This window comes from Pseudoxanthomonas indica, assembly GCF_900167565.1.
GTDB lineage: Bacteria > Pseudomonadota > Gammaproteobacteria > Xanthomonadales > Xanthomonadaceae > Pseudoxanthomonas_A > Pseudoxanthomonas_A indica.
The window spans coordinates 1,336,928-1,362,322 of record NZ_FUZV01000001.1 but is presented as its reverse complement, the minus strand read 5'-3'; the positions used below and the strand labels follow the sequence as shown (position 1 = coordinate 1,362,322).

General features: G+C 66.3%; 21 protein-coding genes. 19 read left to right on the top strand and 2 right to left on the bottom strand.

Features of this window, described 5'->3' with window-relative positions:
- Window positions 1-14: 14 nt before the first annotated feature.
- Entirely contained in the window at window positions 15-650 is a 636-nt protein-coding gene (locus B5X78_RS06590) for an NAD(P)H-binding protein (protein ID WP_079723630.1), read from the bottom strand.
- Window positions 651-763: 113 nt separating this feature from the next.
- On the opposite strand from B5X78_RS06590, the gene B5X78_RS06585 reads away from it, so the two are divergent.
- The 19 genes from B5X78_RS06585 (at window position 764) to B5X78_RS06495 (ending at window position 22,910) form a co-directional block, all read left to right on the top strand.
- On the top strand, window positions 764-1,165 hold the full coding sequence (locus B5X78_RS06585; protein WP_079723629.1) for a hypothetical protein: 402 nt from the start codon (window positions 764-766) through the stop codon (window positions 1,163-1,165).
- A gap of 206 nt (window positions 1,166-1,371) precedes the next feature.
- Window positions 1,372-1,731, top strand: coding sequence for an EF-hand domain-containing protein (locus B5X78_RS06580; protein WP_079723628.1), 360 nt, complete (start codon window positions 1,372-1,374; stop codon window positions 1,729-1,731).
- 106 nt (window positions 1,732-1,837) lie between these two features.
- Entirely contained in the window at window positions 1,838-2,164 is a 327-nt protein-coding gene (locus tag B5X78_RS06575) for an EF-hand domain-containing protein (protein ID WP_176140789.1), read from the top strand.
- A gap of 64 nt (window positions 2,165-2,228) precedes the next feature.
- Entirely contained in the window at window positions 2,229-2,561 is a 333-nt protein-coding gene (locus B5X78_RS06570) for a hypothetical protein (RefSeq protein WP_139381429.1), read from the top strand.
- 153 nt (window positions 2,562-2,714) lie between these two features.
- Window positions 2,715-3,428, top strand: a complete 714-nt coding sequence (locus tag B5X78_RS06565) for an HAD family hydrolase (RefSeq protein WP_079723625.1) — start codon at window positions 2,715-2,717, stop codon at window positions 3,426-3,428.
- Window positions 3,429-3,564: 136 nt separating this feature from the next.
- Window positions 3,565-4,020: a hypothetical protein gene (locus B5X78_RS06560; RefSeq protein WP_139381428.1), complete on the top strand. Its 456-nt coding sequence runs from the start codon at window positions 3,565-3,567 to the stop codon at window positions 4,018-4,020.
- 60 nt (window positions 4,021-4,080) lie between these two features.
- Complete coding sequence (locus B5X78_RS06555; RefSeq protein WP_079723623.1) at window positions 4,081-4,542, top strand: hypothetical protein; 462 nt, start codon at window positions 4,081-4,083, stop codon at window positions 4,540-4,542.
- Window positions 4,543-4,562: 20 nt separating this feature from the next.
- A complete protein-coding gene (locus tag B5X78_RS06550; RefSeq protein ID WP_229730836.1) occupies window positions 4,563-5,609 on the top strand; it encodes a sugar kinase in 1,047 nt (348 codons plus the stop codon).
- A gap of 332 nt (window positions 5,610-5,941) precedes the next feature.
- On the top strand, window positions 5,942-6,772 hold the full coding sequence (locus B5X78_RS06545; protein ID WP_079723621.1) for an HpcH/HpaI aldolase/citrate lyase family protein: 831 nt from the start codon (window positions 5,942-5,944) through the stop codon (window positions 6,770-6,772).
- A gap of 158 nt (window positions 6,773-6,930) precedes the next feature.
- Entirely contained in the window at window positions 6,931-9,321 is a 2,391-nt protein-coding gene (locus tag B5X78_RS06540; protein WP_229730834.1) for a sodium:solute symporter family protein, read from the top strand.
- An 86-nt stretch (window positions 9,322-9,407) separates the two neighbouring features.
- The gene (locus B5X78_RS06535) at window positions 9,408-10,283 is read left to right on the top strand and encodes a LysR family transcriptional regulator (protein ID WP_079723619.1); all 876 of its coding nucleotides are present in this window, start codon (window positions 9,408-9,410) and stop codon (window positions 10,281-10,283) included.
- Between the two features lie 261 nt (window positions 10,284-10,544).
- Window positions 10,545-12,839, top strand: a complete 2,295-nt coding sequence (locus tag B5X78_RS06530; RefSeq protein WP_079723618.1) for a TonB-dependent receptor — start codon at window positions 10,545-10,547, stop codon at window positions 12,837-12,839.
- A 116-nt stretch (window positions 12,840-12,955) separates the two neighbouring features.
- Window positions 12,956-14,203, top strand: a complete 1,248-nt coding sequence (locus B5X78_RS06525; protein ID WP_176140788.1) for a serine hydrolase domain-containing protein — start codon at window positions 12,956-12,958, stop codon at window positions 14,201-14,203.
- Window positions 14,200-15,174: a ribokinase gene (locus tag B5X78_RS06520; RefSeq protein ID WP_079723616.1), complete on the top strand. Its 975-nt coding sequence runs from the start codon at window positions 14,200-14,202 to the stop codon at window positions 15,172-15,174. The genes B5X78_RS06525 and B5X78_RS06520 overlap by 4 nt, the downstream gene beginning before the upstream one ends.
- Window positions 15,171-17,354 carry a formylglycine-generating enzyme family protein gene (locus B5X78_RS06515; RefSeq protein WP_079723615.1) on the top strand — a complete coding sequence of 728 codons (2,184 nt, stop codon included), beginning with the start codon at window positions 15,171-15,173 and terminating at the stop codon, window positions 17,352-17,354. Before B5X78_RS06520 ends, B5X78_RS06515 begins: the two co-directional genes overlap by 4 nt.
- 4 nt (window positions 17,355-17,358) lie before the next feature.
- Entirely contained in the window at window positions 17,359-19,269 is a 1,911-nt protein-coding gene (locus tag B5X78_RS06510) for a glycoside hydrolase family 127 protein (protein ID WP_229730832.1), read from the top strand.
- A gap of 132 nt (window positions 19,270-19,401) precedes the next feature.
- A complete protein-coding gene (locus B5X78_RS06505) occupies window positions 19,402-20,592 on the top strand; it encodes a CaiB/BaiF CoA transferase family protein (RefSeq protein WP_139381427.1) in 1,191 nt (396 codons plus the stop codon).
- A gap of 369 nt (window positions 20,593-20,961) precedes the next feature.
- A complete protein-coding gene (locus B5X78_RS06500; RefSeq protein ID WP_079723613.1) occupies window positions 20,962-22,191 on the top strand; it encodes a helix-turn-helix domain-containing protein in 1,230 nt (409 codons plus the stop codon).
- Between the two features lie 47 nt (window positions 22,192-22,238).
- Window positions 22,239-22,910, top strand: coding sequence for a Vgb family protein (locus B5X78_RS06495; RefSeq protein WP_079723612.1), 672 nt, complete (start codon window positions 22,239-22,241; stop codon window positions 22,908-22,910).
- 26 nt (window positions 22,911-22,936) lie between these two features.
- On the opposite strand, the gene B5X78_RS18795 is transcribed toward B5X78_RS06495, so the two are convergent.
- Complete coding sequence (locus B5X78_RS18795; RefSeq protein WP_280522562.1) at window positions 22,937-25,216, bottom strand: catalase; 2,280 nt, start codon at window positions 25,214-25,216, stop codon at window positions 22,937-22,939.
- Window positions 25,217-25,395 lie beyond the last annotated feature (179 nt).

Genomic DNA, 25,395 nt, shown 5'->3' with positions numbered 1-25,395 from the left:
TCAGCGCGAAGTGATCAACGCGGGATATCCGCCGATTCAATGACGTGGATGCCGGGTTGCGGATCCAGCGCCGCCTTCACCAGGGCGCTGGCCACCGCGGTGGCCGGCACCGCTCGCCAACTGCCCGGCAGCACGCCATCCAGTGCGCGCGAGATCCGCAAGGCCAGCTGTTCCATCGGCCGCTGCGCCTGGCGTTCGCCATCCAGCAGGCCCGGGCGCAGCAACGTCAACGAGTCAAAGCCAATCCCGCGCAAAGCTTGTTCCAGCTCACCCTTGGTGCGCGAGTAGAACACCTGCGAGCGCGGATTCGCAGCCTTGGCCGAGGTCAGAGCAAACGTGCGCGCGCCGGCGGCATGCGCCAGCCGGGCGAATGCGAGCGGATAGTCGTAATCGACTTTGCGGAACGCCGCTTGCGAGCCGGCATCCGCGATGGTGGTGCCCAACGCGCAGATGACCGCATCCACGCGCCAGGCCGGATCGCTCACATCGATGGCATCGAAGTCGATGATCGGATTGTCCAGTCGCGGGTGCGTGGGCAGGGGGCGCCGCGTCGGCGCCACCACGCCGGCCACGCGCGCATCGGCCAGCGCCTGCTGCAACGCCGAACGGCCGACCAGGCCGCTGGCTCCCAACACCAATAGTCGCGTCATGACGTGCCCCCGGGCGTGCGCGGGCGGGTCCGCGCGCTTCCCGTATCCTATGCGCTGGCACGCGCCGTGGGTGGGCGTGCATCGACCCAGGCGCCACGGGAGCGCATCAACGCATGAACCTGCCGCTGCATTTCGGATTCCTCGGCGCACTGGAAGCGGGCCTGATCGCCTTCCTCATCGGCCTGCTGGTGTACGCCGGCTGGCAAGCGGTGTGCCGCGCGCTGGGTTGGTCCATCGGTCACGCGATTGGCTGGTCCTGCGTGTTCGCAGCGCTGATTGGCGCTGGAGTGGACAGCTGGAACATGTTCTACCTGGGGATGATGAAGCTCGAGTCGCCCTTGTATGCGCGCATCGCCTTGCAGGCGATCCACGATCCGGACGCGCTGGGGGCGCGCGTGATCTGCGAACTGGTCGGTGCGGGCGCCGGCGTTGTAATGGGTTGGCAATGGTTCAGTCGCGGCCACGCGAAAGAAAACGTTCTCAACGACCGCGAAAAAACGCGGATTGAACATTGATCTGACGATCACGTCACGTCGCGATTCGCGCTCGACATGGTTGTCACGCATCGCTAACGAAGCGAGTAATCGAATCTTTCTGGTGGTTGGTTAAGCCAGCGTGCACATTCATTTCAATCAGCAGTATCGATTCAGAACAAGGTTGGCATCGTCGGCATCGTGCGCTACAGGACGCACTTTCATACTTCCCAACGGAGCTAACGACGATGACCAAGTTCAACACCAAGCCGCTGTTCGCCCTGATCGCTCTGGGCGCCGCCGTTGCCATGCCGGCCGCGTTTGCCCAGGACCCGGCCGCACAGCCGCAGCCGCAGCCGACCCAGTCCACCGAGCAGGCCGCAGGCGGTGCCGAGCAGTCCGCCCAGCAGAGCACCCAGGCCGCTGGCCAGCAGGGTTGGGCCGATGTCGACAAGAACGGTGACGGCAACATCAGCAAGGAAGAGTCCGCCGCCAATGCCGGCCTCTCGCAGGTCTTTGACAAGGCCGACGCCAATGCCGACGGCAGCTTGACCGCCGAAGAGTACAAGGCGTTTGTCGAGAAGAACTACAGCGAACCGCAGAAGTAATCCATCTTGAAGTAATCCTTCTTGATGCATCAGCCCGCGATGGCTCCGGCCATCGCGGGCGTCCGCAGGGTGGAGGGCCACCCTGCGCAGGATGAGGAGAACCGTGATGAAGACCATTGCACGCCCGATCCTCGCCGTCGCATCGGCGCTGCTCTTCGCGGGCCTGGCAGTGCCTGCCGCATTGCTGGCACAAGAACAGGAAACGCCGCCACCCAAGACCCACAGTGACGCGCCCCCTGCCGCGGATCCGGCGAATCCTTCGCCGCGTGCGTTCCAGGAACTGGACACCGATGGCGATGGCGGCATCAGCAAGGACGAAGCCGCGGCCGATCCCGCCTTGACCCAGGCCTTCGGCACACTGGATCAGGATGCCGACGGCAAGTTGACCTCGTCCGAATACCAAGCCTACAAGCCGGCAGCGCCGGGCGGTTGATCCGCGCCTGATTCAGAGGGCCACCCATCCAGCGGTTGCAGCGCAACCGTGACAGGAGGAGCCAATGCAAGACCATACCCCCCATTCCCAACGCGCCCACCGCGCCGGCTGGTTGAGTCTGGCACTGCTGGGCGCCGTGCTTTCGCTGGCTGCGTGCAATCGCACCACCGACAACGACACGGTGACGCCGGTGGACACCGCGCCGCCGCCGGCCGACACGAGCACGCCGCCGCCGACCGATCCCAACGCGATGCCGCCGGCCAGCGATCCCAATGCACCGCCAGCGCCGACCGATCCGGCAGCGATTCCGCCACCGGTCGAGTCGCAGACCACGCCACCCACCACGGACCAGACGCCGCCGCCTCCGGCGAGCTCCGGCACGCCTCCGGCCAACTGATCGCCATCAACTTCCGGAAGCGTGCAGCACTGCCGCATGGCGCCAGCCTGCCTGTCGCCGGCGTCGTGCGGTAGCGAGGCGAGAAGGGCGACCCCTCGTGCGGGGGTCGCCCTTCGTTTATCCTGCGCGCCCCACGACGGTAGAGACAGGCACATGGCGGATATTCGCTGGGTCGGCTTTGATGGCGACGACACGCTGTGGAAGAGCGAGGACTACTACCGCCAGGCCGAACACGACTTCGAGCAGATCCTTGCCGGCTACCTCGATCTGGAAGATCGCCGCATGCAGCAGCATTTGCTGGAAACCGAACGACGCAACCTCAAGGTCTTCGGCTACGGCGTGAAGGGCATGACGCTGTCGATGATCGAATCGGCCATCCAGCTCACCGATGAACGCATCAGTGCGCGCGATCTGCATCGCGTCATGGAAATCGGCCGCGCCTGCCTGCAGCATCCGGTCGACCTCCTGCCGGGCATCCGCGAGGCGGTGGAAGCCGTTGCCCGCGATCACGAGATTGTGCTGATCACCAAGGGCGATCTGTTCCACCAGGAAGCCAAGATCGCCCAGTCGGGCCTGGCCGATCTGTTCCATCGCATCGAAGTGGTGTCCGAGAAGGACGAGGCGACCTACGCCCGCGTGCTGCAGGAACTGGGCGTGCATGCCTCGCAGTTCGTGATGGTCGGCAATTCCCTGCGCTCGGATATCGAGCCGGTCATCCAGCTCGGCGGCTGGGGCATCCACATGCCGTATCACGTGACCTGGGCGCTGGAAACCGAGCACGGCTTGGGCGATGACGTACCCAGGCTGCACACCGTCACGGTTGCGGCGCAGATTCCGTCAACGTTGGCGAGCATCCGCTCGCAGTGACGCCGGCCAGACGGATTAACGGCGACTATCTGTCACCGCCATTCCACGCGACCGCGTCTGCAGGTTAAAAGCCCGTTCACCAGCAAAGCGACATCTTTCACATACGCCCGATGGACGGGCACTTGGGAGGATGACCATGGCTGCATCGCTTATCGCTCGACTGCTTGCACCCGCCGTGTTGGCCACGGGCCTGGGACTGGCGGCCATGACGCCGGCACCGGCGCGCGCTGGCGACGATCTGGTACGGGTCATCGTGGACGTGGCCGATGTCATCTACCACGGCGGCTACCCCTACTATCGCAACGGCCCGGGCTACGGCTACGGCGACCGTTTGATCGTGGTGCGTGATCACTACCATCGCCCCACCTACTATCGCTATGCGCCGCGCACCGTGGTCTATCGCGAACGGCGACCGCCTTACGGCCATGCCTATGGCTACCATCGCAACCGCGACGCGCCCGTGTACGTGCGCTACGTCGACCGGGATCGCGACTACCACCATGACCGTCGTGATCGCTGGGATGACGACAGACGCGGGCACGGAAAGAAGCACGACAAGAAGCGGCGAAACGGTCATCACTGGGACGATTGATCACCCAGGGCTTGGCGGGCCCCTCGCCAGCGGCGCGGGGAGTGATGGCACAATGCGGCCATGTCACTCCTGACGCGCCGCTTTCTTTTTGTGCTGTGGCTTGCCGCCCTGCCGGTGGCGGGCAGGGCCCAGCAGGCCGACGTGCCGGAGCCGATAGCGTGGCCCGGTAGCGGCGATGCGCAGGTGGATCGCCACCTGGCCGACATCAACGACTATGCCGCGCGCTATCCGGCCAGCTTTGTCGATGAGATGGCGCGCTACTACAGCGTGCCGCGCGCCTACGTCGAGGCGATGATGAAGCAGGGCGACTGGACCGCCGGCGATATCTACATGGCCTGCGCGCTGGCGCAGGTGGCGGGCCAACCCTGCCGTGCGGTCGTGCGCGAATGGTCACGTGATCATGCGGGCGGCTGGAAGGACGTGGCCGCACGTATCGACGTCAAACCCGGCGGCGCCCAGTACCGGCGTCTGCGCAAGACCCTGGACGATACCTATCGGCGCTGGGAGCGGCCGGCGCCGTAGCGCGGGTACACTCGCCTTCCATGACGCAGGGAGCCGCGCCGATGGTGGGGAAGGTGGTTTGTTTCGGAGAGTTGCTGCTGCGGCTGGGCGCGCCCGGCCGTGAACTGTTGCTGCAATCGCCGCAACTGCAGGTCAACGTGGGCGGGGCCGAAGCCAATGTCGCGGTTGCGCTGGCCAGCTTTGGCCACGACGCGCGGTTTGTCAGCGTGGTCGCCGACAACACGCTGGGCACGGCGGCGCTCATGCAGCTGCGCGGCCACGGCGTGGATACCTCGGCCGTGCAGCGGGGCGAGGGTCGGATGGGCTTGTACTTCCTGAGTACGGGCGCGGTGCAGCGGCCCTCGCAGGTGCTCTATGACCGTGAGGATTCGGCCTTCGTGCGCGCGGGCGGCGGCGAGCATGACTGGGCCACGCTGCTTGCGGGCGCCGATTGGCTGCATGTCTCCGGGGTGACGCTGGCGCTGGGCAAGGCTTGTCACGCCAATGCCGTGGCGGCCATCCGCCAGGCGCGCGCGATGGGGGTGAAAGTCTCCTTCGACGGCAACTTCCGTCCCCAGTTGTGGCAGCGTTGGGAGCCACAGGACGCCATCCCTTCCGTGTTGCATGCGCTGATGTCGCAGGCGGATCTGCTGCTGGCCAGCCATCGCGATATCGAAGTGGCGCTGGGCAGGCGCTACGAGCACGGCGACGCGACCGCACGCTTCGAAGCGGCCGCGCGCGATGCTTTTGATGCGTTCCCGCACCTGCAACGCATGGCCGCGACCACGCGCGGGCAGCGCAGTGTGGATCATCAGGTGCTGGCGGCGGTATCGCTCTCCCGTGACTGTGCGCTGGTCACGGCGCCTGCGCAGGAGCTGGCCGGCATCGTCGATCGCATCGGCACCGGTGATGCATTTGCCGCCGGCGTGCTGCATGGCATGGTCAGCGGGATGGATGAAGCGGCGATCCTGCGCTTTGGTCTGGCGGCGGGTTGCCTCAAGCATTCGGTGCCAGGGGATTTCTTGCCGCTGGGCGTGGCCGAGGTTGAGGCGGCGATGGGGGAGGGTGGGTTCGATGTCAGGCGGTGAGGGGGGTGAGGGTGAATGCGGGTGGTTGAGGGTGGACAGGGTTCGGGGCTGAAGCCCCTCCTACAGGGGCACTGCGTGTCCCGAAACCGACGCCGCGCTTGCTGCCTTGTTTGCACTGCAACAATTTCGTCGGGTTTGCCAGGGTCGCAGCGACATCCGCTTGCGGCTCCCTCCTGCCGCCCCACCTGCGACGCACGTCGCAATGCCTGACAGCACAGACGCTTTCGACCCAGCCCCTCTCATCACAAGCAAAAGTTGGGTCTGAAGATGCCGGGCGCGACTTTTCTTTGGGTCCGCATCCGACACACTGCGCGCCATGACGAGTCAGACCCATGCGTAGCAAGCTGTTCGTGCCCGCGATACGTCCCGAGTTGTTCGCCAAAGCCATGGCGAGCCAGGCCGACGCCGTGTCCTTTGATCTGGAGGACGCCGTGCCGGCTGATCGCAAGGCGCAGGCACGGGCGCATCTGGTGGAATTCCTGCGCGAGCCGGCCGCCCTGCGCAAAACCATCATCGTGCGCGTCAATGCCAGCGGAACCCCCGACTTCCAGGCCGATCTGGACGCGCTGGCCGGCCTGCCAATCGACCTGATCAACCTGCCCAAGACCGAGTCGGCCGACGAGCTGCGCGCCGCCGCCTCGAGCATCGCCCGCCGCTGGCCACAACCGCCCGGACTGCTGGTCACCATCGAAAGCGCGCGCGGCCTGCGTCATGCCGCCGCCATCGCGGGCGCCGATGCCTCGGTCGCCGGCCTGCAACTGGGGCTGGGTGATCTGTTCGAAGCCTTGGGCATTGATCGGCGCAACCACGCCAATGTGCATGCCGCGATGTACGCGCTGCGCATGGCCGCCGCCGAAGCCGGCGTGTACGCCTACGACAGCGCCTGGGGTGCCATCGAAGACGAAGCCGGCTTCCGCACCGAGGCGCAACAGGCGCGCGCGCTGGGCTTTTTGGGCAAGAGCTGCATCCATCCACGCCAGGTGGCGCTGGCCAACGCCCTGTTCCAGCCCACGGAAGAGGAAATCGCCGCAGCCCGGCGGATCGTCGCGGCCGCTGCCGAGGCGAACACGCGCGGGCATGGTGCCTTTGTTGTCGACGGGCGCATGATCGATGCGCCCTATCTGCGTCGTGCGCAGGCCATCGTGGCCGCCGCCGACGCATGAGCGACCAGGACGTCGCCACCCATCCGGTTCGCCCAGCGAGTCCATTCATTGCATGCACCCGGCGCAGGCCGGCGTTCGAAATCAGGGGAGTTGCTGCACCGATGAAAGCCCAGTCCCACCCTCCCGCCCGGAAGGGAGCCTTCGGCTTTCGCCGCCTGTTGTCCCACGGTTTGGCCTTGCTGCTGTTGCTGGCGTGTGCGCCGGCCGTGTATGCCGAAGCGCTGACCTCGGTCGAGCGCGCCACCTTGCCGGCGCTGCCGGTGGCGGACGTGCAAGCCGACCTGCAGACCCTGGATGATCAGCTGATCGCGTTCTCGCCGGATCAGGCCTGGCGACTGAGCGCCGATGCGCGGCAGTGGCAACCGCTGGCGTGGCAGGGCGCCGCGCCACGCCTGCTCTCGCTCGGTGGCAACGGCAAACGCCTGTTCGCGTTGGCCGAGGACGGCAACGGACGCCATCTCGAAGAACTGGTCATCAGCGGCAACCAGATCCAGCGCAAGCCGCTGGCGGCGTGGCCGTCTGCATTGACCTGGGCCAGCTTTGCGGTGATGGACGATCGCCTTTACGTGGCCGGCTCAGCGAGTGACGGCGACAAGCCGGTCATCCGTCAATGGAACCTGGCCACCCCCGGCACCTGGGCCGATGGCCCTGCATGGCCGAGCCAGGCAACGCGTGGCGAACTGATCGCGCAGACCCGCGCCCTCTACGTGGTGGAAGACGGCCCGGCGCCGCAAGCCCTGTGGCGCCATGACAGCGAAGCCGGCTGGCAATCCAAGCCGCCGGTGCCGGGCGAACGCGTGCCGGGATCGCTGCGCATGCTCGGCCAGGCGCATCTGCTGATGCTGGTGCGTGGCAATGCCGGCGCCGATGCCGCTTCGCCCGCCGACGCACCGGCACGCCTGATGAGCTACCACACCATCACCAGCGCCTGGGCCCAGCTGCCCGACGCAGGCGCCGGCGCAGTGGTCGCCAGCGGCGCCTACAAAAATGGACTGGTCTGGTACGAGCGCGGCGCCGATGGCGTGGTGCACGGACAGAGCGCACAGCTGACCGCCGGCAAGTACCTGCTCAAGTGGATGGACTGGCTGGTGATCGTGGTCTACCTGGCCTCGATGATCGGCATCGGCATGTACTTCTACATCAAGGAAAAGCGCAACTCCACGTCCGACTTCTTCGTCGGCGGCCGCAGCATTCCGTTCTGGGCGGCCGGCGTGAGCCTGTACGCCACCAACACCAGCTCGATCAGCTTCATCGCCATCCCGGCCAAGGCGTTCGAGACGAATTGGCAGTACATGACCAACAACCTGATTGCGGTGTTGGGCCTGATGTTCGTGGCCGTATGGATCGTGCCGCTGCTGCGCCGGCTGGATCTGATGTCGGTGTTCTCGTACCTGGAAACCCGCTTCCATCCGGCCATCCGCATGATCGCCAGCGCGCTGTGCATCGCCATGCAGGTGGGCGCGCGGATGAGCGTGATCCTGTTCCTGCCCGCGCTGGCCATCGCCACCATCACCGGCATCAGCGTGGTGTGGAGCGTGATCCTGATGGGTGTGTTCACCATCATCTACACCGCCATGGGCGGCATGAAGGCGGTGATCTGGACCGACTTCGTGCAGGTGTTCGTCAAGATGGGCGGCGCGATGTTCGCCATCGGCTTCATCATCTGGCACCTCAAGGGCGGCGTGCCCGAGTTCTTCGCCACCGCCATGGCCGAACAGAAGATGCACACCCTGGACTTCAGCTTCGACCTGACCAAGGCCACGGTGTGGGGCTTCATCTTCCTGGTGATCTTCGACGTGGTGCTGACCTTCCCCAAGGATCAGGTGCTGATGCAGCGCACCCTGTCGACCAAGTCCGACAAGGAAGCCGGGCGTTCGATCTGGGCGTTTGCCGCGATCATGATCCCGGGCGGTTTCATCTTCTACGGCATCGGCACGGCGCTGTTCGTGCACTACAAGAACAATCCGGAGCGGCTGAATCCGCTGTTGCCGATCGACGCCACCTTCCCCTTGTTCATCGCTGCCGAACTGCCGCCGGGCGTCACCGGTCTGATCATCGCCGGCATCTTCGCAGCCGCCATGGCAACGCTGTCGAGCATCATGAACAGCGTGGCCACGCTGATTTCGGTGGACTTCTACGAGAAGCTGGCCAAGAACCCCAACCAGAAAAAGAGCGTGCTGTTTGCCGAGGTCACCACGGTGATGGTGGGCCTGGTGGCGATTGGCCTGGCCTTGCTGCTGTCGCGTTACGACATCCACTCGCTGTTCGACATCTCGATCGAACTGGCCGGCCTGCTCGGCGGCGGCTTCGCCGGCGCATACACGCTGGGCATGTTCACCCGCCGCGCCAACTCGGCTGGCGTGGCCATCGGCATCGGCTGCAGCATCGTGCTGACCTTCATCGCCTGGTCGTTCAATCTGGTGCATCCGTACTTCTACCTGGCCATCTCGATCCTGCTGTGCATCGTGATTGGTTACCTGGCCAGTCTGCTGTTCCCGGCGCCAACGCGCTCGCTGAAGGGACTGACGATTTACCGCGACGTCGAATGAACTGCGCGCCGCCCGCATGCCGCATGGCCCTGTCCCCGATGACAGGGCTCGTGTAGCCTGCCCGGCACGTACAGGGGGCGGAAGACGTGGATACCCAGTTCCTGAATACCTTCGTGACGGTGGTCGATCGTGGCTCGATGGCGGCTGCCGCACGCGAGCTCAACATCACCCCGGCCGCGGTGGCGCAGCAGATCCGCACGCTCGAGCGCGAGCTGGGCGCGCCGCTGATCGCACGCGTGGGGCGCACCGTCAGCGTGACCGAAGAGGGCTCGCGCATCGTCCAGCGCGCCCGCGATCTGCTGCGTGGCGTGGCCGACATGCGAAGCATCGCCAACGACAGCGCGGTATCCGGTGAGCTGCGCCTGGGCGCCTGCCCGACCGCGCTGGCCGGCATGTTGCCGGACATCCTGGCGCGGATGGTCGCCGCGTTTCCGCAGATCAACGTCTTCATCAAGCCCGGTTACTCGGCCGATCTCTATCGTGCGGTGGAGTCCGGCGAACTGGATGCGGCCATCGTGCTGCAGGCGCCGTTCGCCCTGCCCAAGACCTGCCAGTGGCAATTGCTGCGCGAAGAACCTCTGGTGGTGCTGGCGCCCGAAGCCATGGCCGATCGCGATCCGCACGAACTGCTGGCCACCCAGCCGCTGATCCGTTACGACCGCAACCAGTGGGGCGGGCGGCTGGCCGACGAATACCTGCGCAACGCCGGCATCGTTCCGCAGGAGCGTTTCGAGCTCAACGCCCTCAATGCCATCGCAGTGATGGTCGATCGTGGCCTGGGCGTTTCGCTGGTGCCCAACTGGGCGCAGCCCTGGCCGGAAGGGGTCAAGCTGGTGCGCCTGCCATTGCCCAACGAGTCGGTGCCGCGCCGCATCGGCATGGTCTGGTCACGCTCGACCGTGCGCATCCGCCTGGTCACCGTGCTGCTGCAGGAAAGCCAGGCGGTTTCGAAGCTCGCCTGAGGTCGATGCTGCACTGCATCGATACGCCACCGCGTTGGCGTACCTAACAAAAACTAGCCTCTGAACATAGGCAAGACCAATTTGTTTCCAATAAGTGTGCGCCTAGTCTCCTAATCCATTGTCTAGGCTGTCGCTGGCGTCTGGGAGGAACGTCCGGCAATGCGGGTGCGCATGCATCCGCAGCACGACCCACAAGAATGCATTCGGGGACCCGCGCATACCGCCGCGGCTCTGCAGCCAATCCACTAGAGAAGAACACCCATGAAGCAAGTGCCCGCCGCCCTAGGCGTATTCCTGCTGGCCGCTGCCGTCAGCGCCAGCGTCAAGGCCCAACAGAACACCCCGCTGCCGGCCGCCGACGGCGCGCCCGAGAGCGCGGCGCAGAAGGACACCAAGGCCACCGATCTGGATCGCGTGATCACCACCGGCGTGCGTTCGCCCAAGGCCATCGACAAGATTCCCGGCGCCATCACCCTGGTTTCGAAAGAAGAAGTCTCGCGCACGCTGCTGCTGACCGAAGACGCCACCGCGGTCCTGGCGCGCACGGTGCCGGGTTATTCCGAAGCCTCGCAGGCGATGAGCAACACCGGTGAGAACCTGCGCGGCCGCATCGCGCTGCGCCTGTTCGACGGCGTGCCGCAGGGCTCGCCGCTGCGCGAAGGCACCCGCAACGCCACCTTCACCGACATGGGCATCGTCGATCACATCGAAGTGATCAACGGTCCTTCGGCGTCCGAAGGCATCGGCGCGGCCGGCGGCATCATCAACTACATCTCCACCGTGCCGCGCGAAGAGGGCAGCACGTTCCGCTTCCTGACCCGTTATTCGACCCAGTTCGAGGACGACAGCGCGGGCTGGAAGGTCGGCGCCAACTACACCTACAAGCAGGACGACTACGACCTGGTGCTGGGCCTGGCGCGCATCGATCGTGGCATGGGCTATGACGCCGATGGCGTGCGCCTGGGCATGAACACCAGCGGTTCGCTCAACGACTCGGTGGCCGACAACTTGTTCGTCAAGGGCGGCTGGAACTTCGGCGAGAACTTGAGCAAGCGCCTGCAGCTGAGCTACAGCAACTTCAAGATCGAAGGCAACGGCGACTACATCCAGGTCGACGGCTGCCGCTATGAGCCGGGCTATTGCGAAGATCCGCATCCGAATACCTCGGAGAAGGGCCACATCTTCGGCAGCAAGGCCGAGTTCAACGATTTCCAGCAGGTCAACGTGCAGTACAGCGACGGCGACTTCCTCGGCGGCACGCTCAACCTCAACGCCTACTGGGCCGACCAGGCCATGCGCTATCCGCCGGAGAACGGCAGTGACCGCCAGGATCCGCTGATCACCCCGAACGGTCCGGATGGCTTGATCTGGGATCAGTCGGAAATCAATTCCGACAAGCTGGGCTTCCGTCCGTCCTGGACCAAGTCGCAGTTCTTCGGCGTGGAAGGCCTGGAACTGCGCACCGGCGTGGACTGGGTCAAGGACAAGGCCGACCAGCGCCTGGCGCTGACCGATCGCGTGTGGGTTCCGCCGATGGAGTACACCAGCATCGCGCCGTACGCGCAGTTGAGCTGGGACGTGGGCGACTTCACCTTCAGCGGCGGCTTCCGTCGCGAAGACGGCGAGATGAAGGTCGCCGACTACACCACCACCTGGTATCGCGACCGCGTCAACGTGCAGGGTGGCAAGCTCGAATACACCGAGAACCTATTCAACCTGGGCGCGATCTGGAACATCACCGATGAGTGGTCGGTGTTCGCCGCCTACGGCGAAGGCTTCGGCCTGCCCAACGTCGGCATCCCGCTGCGCAACATCCAATGCCCCAACGATCCGGATGACACCAAGCCGGACGGCTGCCCGGGTGATCCGCCGCAGAGCGTCGACTCCACCTTCCGCGAACTGCAGGCGGTGGTGGTGGACAACCGCGAAATCGGCGTCAACTGGCGTGGCCCGACGGCCTCGTTCAGCGCCTCGTTCTACGACTCCGAGTCCGACTACGGCACCTCGTACGCCATCGACCCGGACACCAACGACTATGTGCTGTTCCGCGCGCCGACCCGGATCAAGGGCTTCGAGGCTTCCGGCGACTGGAACGTCACCGATGCAGTCAAGCTGACCGCGCTGTACTCGCGCATCCGCGGCAAGACCGCGTTCTGGACCGAGGATCCCGAAGGGCGCTGGGATGCCGGTGGCCTGAACAAGCCGATGGGTGCGCTGGACGTCAACCCGGACAAGGTGGTGTTGAGCGCGCGCTGGAAGTTCCTGCCCAACGCCGACGTGACCTTCGGCTCGACCACGCAGATCTCGCGTGACCTGAGCGGCAGCGACACCCGTCCCGACGGCCGTGAGTACGAGTACGAAGAACACACCAAGGGCTACACGCTGTATGACCTGAGCGGCAACTGGATGGTGGAGAAGGTCGGTCGCTTCTCGATCGGCGTGGAGAACCTGTTCAACAAGCAGTACATCCTGACCTGGTCGCAGGTGCCGGGCTTCCGCAACTACTGGGCAGGCCGTGGCCGCATGTACTCTTTCACCTACGAGTACACGTTCTGAGTCTTGCCGGGATGCAGTTCGAAATCGGAGGTCGTCGCTTCACGCCTGCTGTCGCCCCCCCGCGGCAGGCGCGAAGTGTCCGATGGGGCCTCGGCGCATGGCTGCTTGCCTGCGTCGTGGCCTGGCCGGCGGCCGCAGCCACGGATGGCGCCGCCGGGCAGTCTTCGCCAGGGCAGGCGGCGTCGTGGACGCCGCTGCATGAATTCCTGGACCGCAACACGGGCGACCGCGGCTACCTGGGCGCGGTCAGCCTGATCGCACGCGACGGTCGCATTGTCGACGTGCACGTAAGCGGTCATCGCGACCTGGCGCGCAAGGTGCCGATGCGCCGCGACAGCATTTTCCGCATCTACTCCATGACCAAGCCGCTGACCTCGGTGGCGGTGTTGCAGTTGATGGAGCAGGGCAAGCTGGGCCTGGATGATCCGGTGTCCCGCCATCTGCCGGAATTTTCCGGCCTGCAAATTTTCACTGGCGGCACGGCGGACGCGCCGCAGCTGGCGCCGGCGCAACGCGCGCTCACCATCCGCCAGTTGCTGACCCATACCGGCGGCTTCGCCACCGGCGGGCAAGGCCATGAAGAACCGACGCGCCTGCTGGAACGCGCCAACCTGCACGACTCGCCGGATCTGGCCAGTTTCAGCCGCAGCCTCGCCAAACTGCCGCTGGCCACGGAACCGGGCACGCGTTTCAAATACGACGGCACCGGCATCGAAGTGCTGACGCGGTTGGTGGAAGTGGTCAGCGGCGAAGCCTTTGACGCCTATCTGCACAAGCACGTGTTGGCGCCACTGAAGATGCGCGACACCGGCTTTGAGGTACCCAGGCGCCAGCGTGGACGCATCGTGGATCTGACCCGCATGGGTGACGATGGGCAGCTGCAGCGCGACGACAGCCGCAGCGCACAGACCCCGGGTGTACGCCTGAATGCCTATCCCAGCGGCGCGGGCGGTCTGTATTCCACGGTGGATGACTACGCCTGCTTCGCCCTGATGCTGCTCAACGGCGGCGAATACCACGGCGTGCGCCTGCTGCGCGCCGACACGGTTGACCTGATGATGCGCAATCAACTGCAGGGCCAGCTGGATCCGCCGGTGACCGAATTCAACGCCGGCGAAGGCTTTGGCCTGGGCGGCTCGGTGATCATCGATACCGACAAGCGCGGCCGGCGCGGTTCGCTGGGCGCGTTCGGCTGGTCCGGTGCGGCCTCCACGTATTTCACCATCGATCGCGAGCGGAAGCTGGTGGCCATCCTGTTGCTGCAACATCTGCCCAATGGCGCCGACAACGATCTGCCGCGTCTGGCCACGCCTTTCTACAACCTCGTCTACACGACGCTGGACGCGCAGCAGGACGCACCATGAGCACGCGTCCGGGAATTCTGGTCGCCGGCTCGGCGAACCTGGACTTTGTCGTCCACGCGCATCACGTGCCGTCGCCGGGTGAAACCGTGCTCGGACGCGAGTTCCGGACCTTTCCCGGTGGCAAGGGCGCCAACCAGGCCGTGGCCTGTGCGCGCGCCGGCGGTGCGGCCACGCGCATGTTGCTGGCGCTGGGCGAGGACGCCTTCGCCGAGCCCATCGAGGCATCGTTGCGCGAGGCCGGTGTTGAACTGCACATCGTCCGCGCGAACCAGCCCACCGGTACCGCCTTCATCTGCCTGGCCGACGACGCGGAGAATGCAATCACCGTGGCGCCCGGCGCCAACAACGCGCTGCGCCGGCATCATCTGCCATCGCTGGACGACACGGCGTACTTGTTGCTGCAACTGGAGACACCGCTGGATGTGGTGACGGCGTACGCGCGCGCCGCGCGCGCTTCCGGCGTGCGCGTGGTGCTCAACGCGGCCCCGGCACAGGCGCTGCCTGCATCGCTGCTGGCCGATGTCGATGTGCTGGTGGTCAACGAGGGCGAGCTGGCCCTGCTCAGCGGCGTCGCCGATTCCGTCGCGCAGGGGTTGGCGCAGCTGCCGCAGGTCGCGTGCATCGTCGTCACCCTCGGCGCACGCGGTTGCGTCGCGCGCCAGCACGGGCAGTTCACCCTGCAACCGGCCTTCCGCATCGAACCGCTCGACACCACCGCCGCCGGCGACACCTTCTGCGGTGCGCTGGCTGCGCGGCTGGCCCAGGGCGACACGCTGGCCGATGGCTTACGCTACGCCAGCGCCGCCTCGGCCCTGGCCTGCCAGGCCTTGGGCGCACAATCCAGCATTCCCGCCGGCCAGGCCGTGCATGACCTGTTGAATGCAACGCCGCGCGCCGATGACGACGCCCTGCAAGTGCTGGCCCGCTATTGCGGCCTGCCTTCCCCCCTCACCACGATCCCATTGCCATGACCGCTCCGGAAACCCCCACGCCGCCGTTCCACGAAGACACTCCGCGGCACGTGCCGAAGACGGAATACAAGTTCTCGCACGTCACCACCCAGCGTTACCTGCCCACGCCGGGCAAGGCGCCCGGTTGGCCGTTCGCCGAGATTGGCCACTGGAAGATTGACGTCAACGCCACCTCGGCCGACTGGATTGCCGAACTGCGTGACTGGCGTCGCGAGCATCTGGCGCGCATCGGTTTCGACGACGCCAACTATCGCCGCCCGGAACTGCAATGGGCGCAGCGCAACTTCGTGCACGCGCAGATGATGTGCGAAGACCGCTACTTCTACGACCCGGTGGAAGGCAAGTACACCGTGGATCGCTACCTGGATGATCTGGAAGAGCGCTTCGGTGGCCTGGACAGCGTGCTGATCTGGTACGTGTACCCGAACATCGGCATCGATGACCGCAACCAGTTCGACATGGCCGCCGATTTGCCCGGTGGACTGGACGGCCTGAAGAGCGCGGTCGATGATTTCCATCGCCGCGGCGTGCGCGTGTTCCTGCCGACCATGCCGTGGGATCACGGCTCGCGCGATCAGGGCGAACCGGACTGGAAGGCGGTGGCGAAGATCGTCAAGCACGTCGGCGCCGACGGCATCAACGGCGATACCTACAACGGCGTGCCGCGTGCGTTCTTCGACGCCTGCGATGCGCTGGGCCAGCCGGTGGTGGTGCAGCCCGAGTCCACCATCAGCGCCGAAGAGCACCTGATCTGGAACGTGCAGAGCTGGGGCAAGAAGGCGCCCAACGAGGTCATCCCGCCGGTGGCCAAGTTCAAGTGGCTGGAACCGCGCCACATGATCAACTACGAAAACCGCTGGGGCCGCGATCGCAACCACGATCTGCAGTACATCTTCTTCAACGGCGTGGGTTACAACGCCTGGGAAAACATCTGGGGCCTGTGGAACCAGTTCACCCCGCGCGATGCCGAATCGCTGCGCCGCATCGCCGGCATCGAGCGCCAGTTCGCGCCGTTGATGGTCAGCCGCGACTGGACGCCGTACTTCCCGACCCTGCAGGCCGGCGTGTTCGCCAGCCGTTTCCCCGGCCACGGCCAGGTGCTGTGGACGCTGGTCAACCGCAACGAATACGAGGTGGCCGGCGAAAGCCTGAGCGTGCCGCATGCCGAGGGTCGCCGCTACTTCGACCTCTGGCAGGGCGGGGAAGTGCAGCCGCTGCTGCAGGGCGACCAGGCCATCATCGAAATGGATCTGGAAGGCCGCGGCTTCGGTGCGCTGCTGGCGCTGGATGCGGGCACGTCGGTGGAAGGCCTGGATGCCTTCCTGGCGCGCATGGCCGAACTGGCGCGCGTGCCGCTGCACACGTTCTCGCGTCGCTGGCAGGCCATCCCGCAGCAGATCACCGAGATGGCCGCCACCGCGCCGAGCGCGCAGGCGCCCGAGGGCATGGTCAGCATCCCGGCCGGTGAGTTCCTGTTCGTGGTTGGCGGCATCGAAATCGAAGGCCAGACCTGGGAAGGCCTGGACGTGCAGTATCCGTGGGAGAACAGCGCACGCCGCCAGCATCGCCGGCGCATGCAGATGAAGGCCTTCCATATCGATCGCCATCCGGTCACCAACGCCCAGTTCAAGCGCTTCCTCGACGCCAGCGGTTACGCGCCGCGCGATGCGCACAACTTCCTGCGCGACTGGGACAACGGCGCACCGCGCGCCGGCTGGGAGAACAAGCCGGTGACCTGGGTCGCGCTGGAAGACGCGCGCGCCTACGCCGCATGGGCCGGCAAGCGCCTGCCGCATGAGTGGGAGTGGCAGTACGCGGCGCAGGGAACGGACGGACGCCTCTACCCCTGGGGCAACGACTGGCGCGCCGATGCGGTGCCGCCGGTCAACCGCGAGCGCTTCCTGCTGCCGCCGGCCGACGTCGATGCGCATCCGCAGGGCGCCAGCCCGTTTGGCGTTGAAGATCTGATCGGCAACGTCTGGCAATGGACCGACGAGTACGCCGACGAGCACACCCGCGCCGGCATCCTGCGTGGCGGCAGCGCCTACCAGCCGCAGACCTCGCACTGGTACTTCCCGCAGGCTTACCGCCTCGACCAGCATGGCAAGTATCTGTTGATGGCGCCGAGCAAGGACCGTTCCGGCATGCTCGGTTTCCGCTGCGTCGTGGATGCGGAGTGATCGCGTGAACCTGCACGACTCCACCACCACCCGGGCGACGCCCCGTCAGCGCGCCTTCCAGCCGGCCGCGGCCGGCGCCGTGCAGTTGGGCGGCGTGCTCGGTGCGGCGATCGAGGCCAACCGGCGCGGGCGACTGAGCCGTTTCATCGTCGACGCGGACAGCCCGGCCATCGCCATCTTCCATCCCGAGCACAGCGACGAGAACGAAGAAGGCGACTGGTACGGCGAACACGCCGGCAAGTGGTTGATTGCGGCGGCCAAGGCCGTGGCACGCAGTGGTGACGAAGACCTGCGCGGCAATCTGCGCCGCGTTGCCGATTACCTGCTCTCGCGCCAGCATGCCGATGGCTACCTGGGCAACTACGCGCCCGCGCGCCGCTTCATGGTGCCGCAACCCCCCAAGCCGGTGAGCTGGGACGGTGCGCCCGCGCTGCGCACCTGGGATATCTGGACGCACAGCTACCTGATCCTGGGCCTGATCGAAACCGCGCACGCGCTTGAGGACGACCGCTATCTGACTGCCGCGCGTCGCATCGGCGATCTGTGCTGGCAGACCTTCTGTCGCGACGGCCTGGACATCACCACGCTCGGCAACCACTTCGGCATGTCGGCCACCGTGCTGATGGATCCGGCGGTGGAGTTGTATGGCCGCACCGGCGAGCCGCGCTATCTCGAACTGGCCGAGACGATCGCCGCGCAGGCCGATGCCGAACCGCGGCTGGCGCTGGTCAGCCGCGCCGTGGAAGGCGTGGACGCGGCCGAGATAGGCACCGGCAAGGCCTATCAACTGGCCTGGAACCTGGTCGGCCTGACCAAGTTGCATCGCGCCACCGGCAATCCCGTTTATGCACAGGCGGTGGAGAATCTCTGGCGCAGCATCCGCGATCACCACCTGAGCCTGGGCGGCGGACCATGGGGCGGCGTGGCCCATCGCTCGCGCGAAGTGTTCAACCCCATCGGCGTATTCGATCCACGCGCCTACGTGGAAACCTGCTCGGTGCTGGCCTGGCTGCAACTCAACCGCGAGTTGCTGCAACTCACCGGCCAGTCCCGTTACGCCGACGAAATCGAACGCACTGCCTACAACGATCTGCTCGGCGCCGCCGCGCCCAATGGCGAGGACTGGTGCTACTACTCCTTCCCGAATGGCCCGCGCGTGCACACCACCTATTGGCGCTGCTGCAAATCCAGCGGTGCGATGGCCTGGGAGGAACTGCCGCCGCTGGCCTACGGCGTGACCGACCAAGGCGCGGTGCAGGTCAATCTGTATGGCGAGAGCCGGGCGCAGCTGAAACTGCCGCAAGCACAGGTGGATATCCGCCAGCAGGGCGGCTATCCCTTCCAGGGTGATGTGGAACTGCAGGTGTCGCCGAGCGCGCCCGCAAGTTTCGCCTTGCGCCTGCGCGTGCCGGCATGGGCGAAGCAGTGGGAAATCCGCGTCAACGGCAAGCCGGTGGAAGCGGCGCAGGTCGACGGCTGGATCAGCCTGATGCGCGAGTGGCGCGCGGGTGACCGCGTCGCACTGGCCTTCGCCACGCCGCTGACGCTGCATCGCCGCCAGGCGCGCAATGTGCAGGAATCGCGCGCGCCGGATGGATCACCCGTGCGTCAGCAGGTGCTGCAATATGACTATGCCGGTTTCACCCGCGGGGCCTTGGTCTATGCCACTTCGTTGATCGATGGTTACAAGCACGAGGAAAGCATGCGCTTGCCGGCGGCCGCGCTGACCGAATGGTCGCGCGAGCTGCCAACCGCCGCGGATGCGAAGATCGTGGACATGGAAGTGGATTTCGAGGGACGCGCGCCGCTGCGCTATTCGCCTTACTTCCTGACCGGCGGTCAGCAGGACGGCAGTTGGCGTCTGGTCTGGATGTCGCTGGCACCGCAATGGACGACACCGCAACAAGGAGGTTGAACGTGCAGCATCCCCACTGGATCAAGCAAGAATTTGTCGCCGCAGAAACTAGTTCGCCGCACTGTTTCGGCATGCGGCCTTGCGGGAGACTGGCCCCGGCCCGGGACGATGCACCCGATGGATTTTTTGCCCATGGATAACTCGTCTCCCTTCGCCCTGGTGGAACGTCGCGGACCTGCGGGCCCGCTGGACGGCGTCAAGGTGCTGGATCTCAGTGCGTACATCGCCGGCCCGTACGGCTGCAGCCTGCTGGCCGATCAGGGCGCGCAGGTGATCAAGATTGAACCGCCGGATGGCGACAACCTGCGCAAGTACCCGTCCACCCTGCAAGCCGAGAGTCGCGCGTTCATGGGCGTCAACCGCAGCAAGCTGGGCATCGTGCTGGATCTCAAGTCCGCCGAAGGCCTGACCGCGCTGCTGCGGCTGGTGCGCGAAGCCGACGTGCTGGTGCACAACTTCCGCCCCTCGGTGCCCAAGCGCCTGGGCATCGACTTCGATCGGCTCACCCTGATCAATCCGCGCCTGATCTATTGCGCCGTCACCGGCTATGGCGAGAGCGGGCCGATGAAGGACAAGGCCGGCTACGACCAGGTGCTGCAGACCATGACCGGCATGTGCACCTTGCAGGGCAAGCGCGGCGGTGCGCCGGAAATCACCTACGGATCGGTGGTGGATTACTACGCGGCGGCATTGCTGGCGGCAGGTGTCTCCTCGGCACTGTACGAGCGTGAGCGCAGCGGCCGCGGCCAGTTCGTCGGCGTGTCGCTGCTGCGCAGCGCGCTGACCATGCAATCGGCGCGGATGATCTGGGCCGAGGGCGAATCGCTGGACATCGGCCGCGACATGCGTTCCGGCGGCGTCACCGGCATCCATCCCGCGCGCGAAGGCTATATCTACATCTCCGCCAACACGCCGCGCTTCTGGCAGGCGCTGTGCGAGAAGACCGGACTGACCGCGCTGGCCGGCAATGAACGTTACGACAGCGTGCGCAAGCGCGCCGAGCATGTGCAGGAGATCGTGCCACTGCTGCACGAGGCCTTGTCCACGCGCACCGCGATGGAATGGGAAGCGCTGTTTGGTGACGCGGTGCCGTGTGCCGCCGCGCGCCGCATCGAGGACATGTTCGATCATCCGCAGGTGCTGGCCGAGGACATGGTGGCCAACATCGAGCATCCGGTGGTCGGCACCTACCGCGGCGTGACCCGGCCGATTGCCTACGGCCGCACGCCGGGACCGGCGCCGTTCGCCGCGCCGACGCATGGCCAGCATACGGAGGCGGTGATCGGTCGCGACGACGAATCCGCGGGCACCCGCCGCGCCTGAGCCGGACGCGGCAGCGCGTTACTCCGCTTCGTCCAGCACATGCAGGCCCAGGTTGAGCCGTTTGGCCCGGCGCTTGGCCGCCGCGGCCTGTGAAGCAACTTCTTCGGCGTTGCCGAACCGGCCTGGCTGCACGCGCACCACGCCAATGGTCAGCGTGGTCAGCGGGAAGGCTGGAACACCGCGCGCAGGCCGCCGGGACGCAGGGCGGATTCGAGTAAGAGAGTGGGACTGTCGTCGAGGCTGGGCAGGAGCATGATCGCGCCAGACTAGCCACCGCCAATGACAGAACCGCGTCAGCGCTCGCGTCAAGTCATTGGCCCCATGACGTTGGAGGGTGCCTGCGCAGGCAGACCGCAGTAGCCTAGGCCGATGGACTCCCTCATCGCTGCAGCCGGCCGGGCCTTGATGGCCGGTGACGCCATCACTGCGCTCAAGCATGTGGCCCTGCGCGAGGAGCCGCCGGCGGTGGCCCTGCGCGGTATCGCCATGGCCCAGCTGGGCGATTATCCGCGTGCCCGCGAGCTGCTGCGCCGCGCCGGGCGCGGCTTCGGGACACATGAGGCTTTGGCGCGGGCCCGTTGCAGCGTCGCGGAAGCAGAAGTGGCGCTGGCGATGCGCGACCTGGCCCATTCCCCGCGCGGGCTGCTTACTGCGGTGCAGGATTTGCTGGCACGCGGTGACCCGAGCAACGCCTGGCATGCCCAGCTGATTGGCATCCGCCGGCAGTTGCTGGTGGGCCGGATCGATGCGGCTGAGACGGCCTTGGAAGGCCTGCCCATCGACGCAATGCCGCACGCGCTGGCGGCCAGTGCCCATCTGGCGACCGCCGAAGTGGCGCTGCGTCGCGTGCGGATCCAGGTGGCGGGCCATGCACTGCAATGCGCACGGCATGCTGCAGAAGCGGCCGGCATTCCGGCGTTGCTGGCCGAAGTGCAGGCACTCCAGGCGGCGTTGCAACGGCCGGCGGCACGACGGATCCGTGCAGGCGAGCAGCAGCCACTGCGTCTGGCGCAGGTGGAAGCCCTGTTCGAGAGCGCGAGCCTGGTGGTGGATGGTTGCCGTCGCGGCGTGCGCATCGATGGTCACTGGTATGGCTTGACCCGGCGACCGCTGCTGTTCGACTTGCTGCGCGAACTGGCACAGGCCTGGCCTGGGGATGTCGAGCGCACGGCGCTGATTGGCCAGGTGTTCCGCAGCTGGATGCCCGATGAGACGCATCGCGCGCGCCTGCGGGTGGAGATGGGTCGTCTGCGCAAACTGCTGGCGCCGCATGTGCGGATTGAGGCGACGCCACGCGGCTTTCAACTGCAGGCGTACGATGATCGCGACGTGGTGCTGTTGGCGCCGCCCACCGATGAGGATCATTCGCCATTGTCGGCCTCGCTGCTGGCACTGCTTGCCGATGGCCAGCCCTGGTCCACTTCCGCATTGACGCTCGCGGTGGGCGACAGTCAGCGCACCGTGCAACGCTCGCTCGCGGATCTGGAAGCCGCCGGCCAGGTACGCAGCGTCGGTCGGGGACGCGCGCAGCGCTGGCTGGCGGCGCCCTTGCGCGGATTCACGACGATCTTGTTACTCCCGTCCGCGCTGCCACTCTGACTAGAGTGATTCCACGGCGCCAAGCCCGGCGCCTCACGGAGAACGATATGACTACCGCAACCTCCCGCAAGAACGAAGCCACGGTGCAGCAGGTCGATGTGCTGCGCGAATACGGTCCCTTCGGCGGCGCCGCCCAGGTCGCCGGTGTTTCGCACGACGGCACGCAGGTCTGGGCCGCTCTGGGCTCACGCTTGGTCGCCTTTGATCCGGCCGATGGTCGTGAGCGCCAGAGCCTGGCCGTGCCCGCTGACGCCGGCACCGCATTCGACGGCAAGCATCTGTACCAGTTGGCCGAAGCACGCATCGACAAGATTGATCCGGCCACGGGCAAGGTGCTGGCCTCGATTCCCGCACCGGGTGAAGGGCGCGATTCCGGCATGGCCTGGGCCGAGGGCAGCCTGTGGGTCGGCCAGTACCGGGATCGCAAGATCCATCAAATCAATCCGGACACCGGCGCAATCCTGCGCACGATTGAATCCGATCGCTTCGTCACCGGTGTGACCTGGGCCGACGGCGAACTCTGGCACGCCACCTGGGAAGGCGACGACAGCGAGCTGCGCCGGATTGATGCCAGCGATGGCCGCGTACTGGAACGCCTGCAACTGCCCAGCGGCATCCATGTCAGTGGGCTGGAGTTCGACGGCACCGACACGTTCTATTGCGGCGGCGGCAACACCGCCAAGGTACGCGCCGTGCGCCGGCCCCAACGCGCGGCCTGAAGTGGCCGGTGTCCGGCCCGCCGCTGCTAGACCAGCGACGGGTCGGTCTCGCGATCAAAATTGCGATGCGCGGTGATTGCCTCGACGAACGGACGTACGCCTTCCTCGCTCAGCGCGTCGCCGGCGATCACGACGGCCGGATCCTGGTCATCCTCCACATCGATGCCGGCCATCGACAACACCCGCGCCGCCATGCCGGTGGCCAGCAGCGGCTTGCCATGGCGATAAGCGTCGCGCAGATGCTCCAGCACGCGGCCGTCACCGGACAGTGCTTCCACCGGCTGGTCGCCGCCGATCACGGCAATGGCATCGAACAGGAATCCCGGCTCGTTCTCGAACGAGGCATCGGCATCGATGTCGCCGCCTTCGCCCTGCAGCGTGCCGACATGCGGCCCCACCACGCGCACGCTCGCGCCCGCTCCGGTGAGCGCCGCTTGCAGGGTCGCCAGAGCGGCGACATCGCTGCCTGCGTGCACGAACGCGGCAATCTTGCGGCTGCGGATGCCTTCCTCACCGGGACGGGCGAGCAGGGACAGCGTCGGTGACGCGGTCACTTCCGGCGTGAGCTTGCCCTTGAACGCGCGCGGCATCGGCTCGGGCAGCGGCATGCCCAGGCCCGATGCGACCTGCGCGGCCAGCTCCTCGGACACGTTGCGCAGCATCGACACCACGCGCACGCGAATCGCCGGCACGGTCAGCTTGCTCAGCTCGAAGCGGAACGCCGCCGCGATATGCCGCTGTTCGGCCGGGGACTGGCTCTCGTAAAACAGGGTGGCCTGGGCGAAATGCTCGGCGAACTTCTCCGGCTTGGCGCGCACTTCATCGCCCTGCGGTGGCTCGGCGAACGAGACAAAGCCCGCGCCGCCGGCCTGGAACGGACAGCCGCCGCCCAGCGAATTGGGTTCGTAGGAGACGCGGCCGCGATGGATCGCCTGCCGGTGCATGCCATCGCGCTGGTTGTTGTGGACCGGCGCAATCGGCGAGTTGATCGGAATCTCGTGGAAGTTGGGTCCGCCCAGACGGCTGATCTGCGTATCCACGTAGGAGTGGATGCGCCCGGCCAGCAGCGGGTCATTGCTGAAGTCGATGCCGGGAATGACATGCGCCGTGCAGAAGGCGACCTGCTCGGTCTCGGCAAAGAAGTTGTCCGGATTGCGATTGAGCACCAGGCGACCGACCGGACGCACCGGTACCAGTTCCTCGGGCACGATCTTGGTCGCGTCCAGCACGTCGAAGCTGAAGGCCTCGGCCTGCTCTTCGCTGAAGATCTGCAGCCCCAGCTCCCACTCCGGGAAGTCGCCGGCCTCGATTGCTTCCCACAGATCACGGCGGTGGAAATCCGGATCCGCGCCGGAAATCTTGACTGCCTCATCCCACACCAGTGAGTGCGTGCCCAGCTTGGGCGACCAGTGGAACTTGCAGAACACCGACTGGCCTTCCGCATTGACCAGACGGAACGTGTGCACGCCAAAACCCTGCATCATCCGGTAACTGCGGGGGATGCCGCGATCGGACATCACCCAGGTGAGCATATGGGTCGACTCGGGCATCAACGACACGAAATCCCAGAACGTGTCGTGCGCCGAGGCCGCCTGCGGCATGCCATGGTGCGGCTCGGCCTTGACCGCATGCACGAGGTCCGGGAACTTCATCGCGTCCTGGATGAAGAACACCGGGATGTTGTTGCCCACCAGATCCCAGTTGCCCTCGTCGGTGTAGAACTTGACCGCGAAGCCACGCACATCGCGGGCGGTGTCCTTGGAGCCGCGCTCGCCGGCCACGGTGGAAAAGCGCACGAACACCGGCGTGACCTTGCCGGCCTGCTGGAACGGAGCGGCGCGGGTCAGATCGGTCAGCGCCTCATACGCCTCGAAGTAGCCATGCGCCCCGGAGCCACGCGCGTGCACGATGCGCTCGGGGATGCGTTCGTGATCAAAGTGGGTGATCTTTTCGCGCAGGATGAAGTCCTTGAGCAGCGTGGGGCCACGCAGGCCGGACTTCAGGCTGTTCTGGTTGTCGCCGACCGGCACGCCCTGGTTGGTGGTCAGGCGCTGATCGGTGGCGTCGTTGCGCACGCGCGACAACGGCGCGGTCGTGGTGTCCACGCCAGGAGCCGCCGCCCCGCCCAGTTTGTCGTTGTCATTGGATTCGCTGGTGGTGCTGGCGCCGACCGCTGCCGAGGCCGCGGCAAAATGCTCGCCTTCCGGCGGCTCCGTCGCGCCCTTGCGGCCGTGCTCGGCAGGCTTGTCCGAATTCCATGCCCGCTGCGCCGCCAGTGCATCCACCTCAGCGGGCACCGCATCCACGGGACGTGCGGGTTTTTGCGACGCGCTGCGGCGGGGGCCGCTGTCGGAACGTGCGGCCGACTTTGCGCGTGGGGTAGCTGCGGGGGCTTTCTTCTTGCTGGCCATGTGGCGTGCTCGATCGGGAAGGACGACCTCGTCAACATAGGCGCAGGGGGTGAACACGATGTCGACACCAGGCG